2 protein-coding genes and 1 pseudogene are annotated in these 3306 nt (G+C 65.2%); 1 reads left to right on the top strand and 2 read right to left on the bottom strand.

What is annotated here, in order from left to right:
- A pseudogene (locus tag VGV37_RS11030) lies at positions 1–443 on the bottom strand (hypothetical protein); the annotation flags it as partial.
- A 219-nt stretch (positions 444–662) separates the two neighbouring features.
- A complete protein-coding gene (locus VGV37_RS11025) occupies positions 663–2546 on the bottom strand; it encodes a pyrroloquinoline quinone-dependent dehydrogenase (RefSeq protein WP_326879718.1) in 1884 nt (627 codons plus the stop codon).
- 43 nt (positions 2547–2589) lie between these two features.
- On the opposite strand from VGV37_RS11025, the gene VGV37_RS11020 reads away from it, so the two are divergent.
- On the top strand, positions 2590–3306 hold a 717-nt coding region (locus VGV37_RS11020), incomplete at its 3' end, for a hypothetical protein (RefSeq protein ID WP_326879717.1).

Below are 3306 nucleotides of genomic sequence, written 5' to 3'. Positions count from 1 at the left end.
CCGAGATCCATCATGCGGTCGACATAGCGCCGCGCGAGTTCGACGGTGCGCGCTTCCAGATTCTTGCGCAGGTTGGGTGGCATGAACCAGGACTGTGTCAGCCCGCGATAGGCACGATGATCGGCGCCATCCATGTCGATCAGCGTGCGCAGCGGCGAGACGCGGCCGGTCTTCGGATCGGGACCGCCCCACATCGCGGCGAGATCACGTTCCGCCTCGGTGTTCATCAGCACCGAGCGCGGCTCGTTGTGAAACTGGTCGTTGAGCTTCTCGATCTCGAGGATGTCGGCATGTTTGGTCACCGACCAGAATGGCCGATAGCCCTCGGGCGTCGTCCAGTGCACCGGATCGTCCTTGCGCAGGCCAGCGAGGAGACCGTGTATCTCCTTCTCGTCGCCGTAAGTGACGTTGGAGACGAGCGCATCATCGAGAGCGTTTGCCATGTCATCCTCAAAGGAAATCGGCACGCCGATGATGCGCGCATTTCCGTGAGGGAAGTCAATTTATCAGGACGTGCGTGCAATTGCTGAACTGTCATCCCGGACAAGCGATGCGACAGCATCGCGCCGATCCGGGACCCATCGCCAAGCGTGGGAATGGGTCCCGGATAGTCTCGCTGCGCGAGCCTTCCGGGATGACAGGTTATTGCTGATGAAAGGTGATCACTGCAACGCAAACGCCATCACCGTGTCGCCGCGCCTGGTGTTGGCTTTCTCATGCCCGCCGGCGGCGATGACGACGTATTGCTTGCCTTTCCACACATAGGTCATCGGCGTCGCCTGGCCGCCTGCGGGCAGACGGCCGCGCCATAGCTCGGCACCGGTTTTCGCATCGAAGGCGCGCAGGTAGTTGTCGAGCGCCGCACCGATGAACACCAGTCCCGACGCCGTCGAGATCGGGCCGCCGAAATTCGGCGTGCCGGTCTTGCCAAGGATGTATTCGGAGAACGGCGCGAGGTCCTCCGTCGAACCCAGCGGCACTGCCCACAACTCGTGCCCGTCATGCATGTCGATGGCGTGCAGCAGGCCCCAGGGCGGCGGATTGCACGGCATGCCCAGCGGCGACAGCAGCGTGTCGCGCCGCATCGCATAGGGCCCGTCGCGCTGCGGCGAGATCTCGTGTCCCGGATTGGCGTGCTTCACCGCGAGGTAGTCCTTGCGCGGGATCAGCGTGACGCGATGGATGGCGCTCGACGTGTTCACATAGACGACGTCATGCGCCGCATCGAACGACAGTCCGCCCCAGTTCACGCCGCCGCCGGTGAACGGATAGATGATCGTGCCCTGGAGCGAAGGCGGCGTGTACCAGCCTTCATTGCGCGAGGCCGCGATCATGTCGCGGCATTTGCCGCGATCCCAGAAGGTGAGACCGAAGGCATCCTCCGGCTTCACGATATGCGGCGCGAGCGGCTGCGGCGCGACCGGGAAGGGCTGCGTCGGCGACAGCTTCTCGCCCGGCACACCATCCTGCGGCACCTTGCGTTCCACCACCGGAATGAACGGCTTTCCGTCGTCGCGCGACAGCGTGAAGATGAGCCCCTGCTTGGTGCCCTGGATCACGACGGGCCCGGTGTGGCCCTTGTAAGTGACGGTGGCGAGCGTCGGCTGCGCCGGTACGTCATAGTCCCAGACGTTGTGATGCACGGTCTGGAATGACCACGCGACCACACCTGTCTCGATGTTCACCGCAACCACCGCGCCAGCATTGTGATCGTCGCCGACGCGCAGGCCGCCGAAGAAGTCTGGCGACGGACTTGTCGTCGGCAGGAAGACGAGGCCGCGTTCCTCGTCGATCGACATCGGCGCCCACACATTGGCCGAGCCAGCCTTGAACGGCGCGCCGGCCAGCGGATCGAAGGTCCAGCGCGGCTTGCCGGTCACGGCATCGAACGCGTGCACCGTGCCGGGAAGTTCATGCGTGCGCTGGTTGTCATCCATCGACGAGCCGACGACGACGACGCCATGACTGACGACGGGCGGCGACGAGATGCCGACCTGCCCGACATGCTCGACCTTGCCGCCCGGATCGATCGCGATGGTCCCGCGGTTGCCGAAATCCGCGCAGGGCTTTCCCGTCGCCGCATCGAGTGCGATCAGGCGGAAATCATTGGTGCCGAGATAGATCCGCGCCGCACACACGCCGCTCGCACCCGGCACGCGCCAGAACGCGACGCCCCGGCAGTTGTAGGAATTGGCGAGATCGAGATCGCGCGGAACGTGCGGATCGAAGCGCCACAACTGGCGGCCGGTGCCGGGATCAAGCGCGATCGCGTTGTTGAACGACGAGCACACATGCAGCCGCCCCTCATTCAGGATCGGCGTGTTCTCGAAGGCGGAGTATTTGCTGTCCGGCTGTCCGGCTTCACCTGTGGAGTAGCTCCACGCCACGCCGAGATTGCCGACATTGGCGGGCGTGATCTGGGCCGCCGCCGAATGCCGCTGACCGCCCTGGTCGCCGCCATAGGCCGGCCAGCCCGGCTCTGCAGCATGGGCTGCGCCACAACAGACCGCCGCAGCCACCAGCAATCCGAATACCCAATCCTTCATGAACCTCTCCCGCAACCCGGCTGGAGCCGCCTATATTGGAGGCATGTCCCAGCCGCTGAATCCACAGCCGCAATCTGGTCCGCCCGCCCCGCACCTGAAAGATGGCTGGGGCGGCCTGCGCCGGATTGGTGATTGGCGGCAATGGCTTGGGACGAACGGCGCGGTTTCCGGGACGAGCGGCAGACAGTTCTGGACGGCCTGGGGCGCGTTCGCCGGCGTGGGCGTCGGGGTGAACATCCTGGATGTCATCACCATCCTGCATGACCGGCCGGAGCTGCGCCCCATCGTCCCGATCATCGGCGAGATCACCAGCCTGGTGATGCTGCTGTCACTTCTCTGGCTCCCCTGGCTTGCCTGGCGCCAGCCTGGACCGCTACGACCGCGCACTCTTCTCGGTCATGCCGCGGCGCTGATCACATTCTCGGCCGCCCATGTCACCGGGTTCACCGTGCTGCGGAAGATCATCTACTGGACCGTGGGGTGGCATTACGGCGGCGATTTCCCGGGCGACTACATCTACGAATTCCCGCGGGACGCGATCGCTTACGGCCTGGCGATGCTGGCTTTCTCGATGGCCGGACAACGTCTCGAGGCCCGCGCCGCGCCGTCCGGGGGCCGCGCGCTCTTCGACATCCGCGACGGCACGCGGCTGCTGCGTGTGCCGTTCGACGACATTCTGGCGGTAAGTTCGGCCGGCAACTATGTCGAGTTCGTGCTGCGCGACGGGCGCAAACCGCTGATGCGCTCGCCGCTGTCGGCG

The organism is Aliidongia sp., from assembly GCF_035943795.1.
Lineage (GTDB): Bacteria > Pseudomonadota > Alphaproteobacteria > ATCC43930 > CGMCC-115725 > Aliidongia.
The sequence above is the reverse complement of the archived record's forward strand: the minus strand, read 5'-3'. Positions and strand labels throughout refer to the sequence as shown.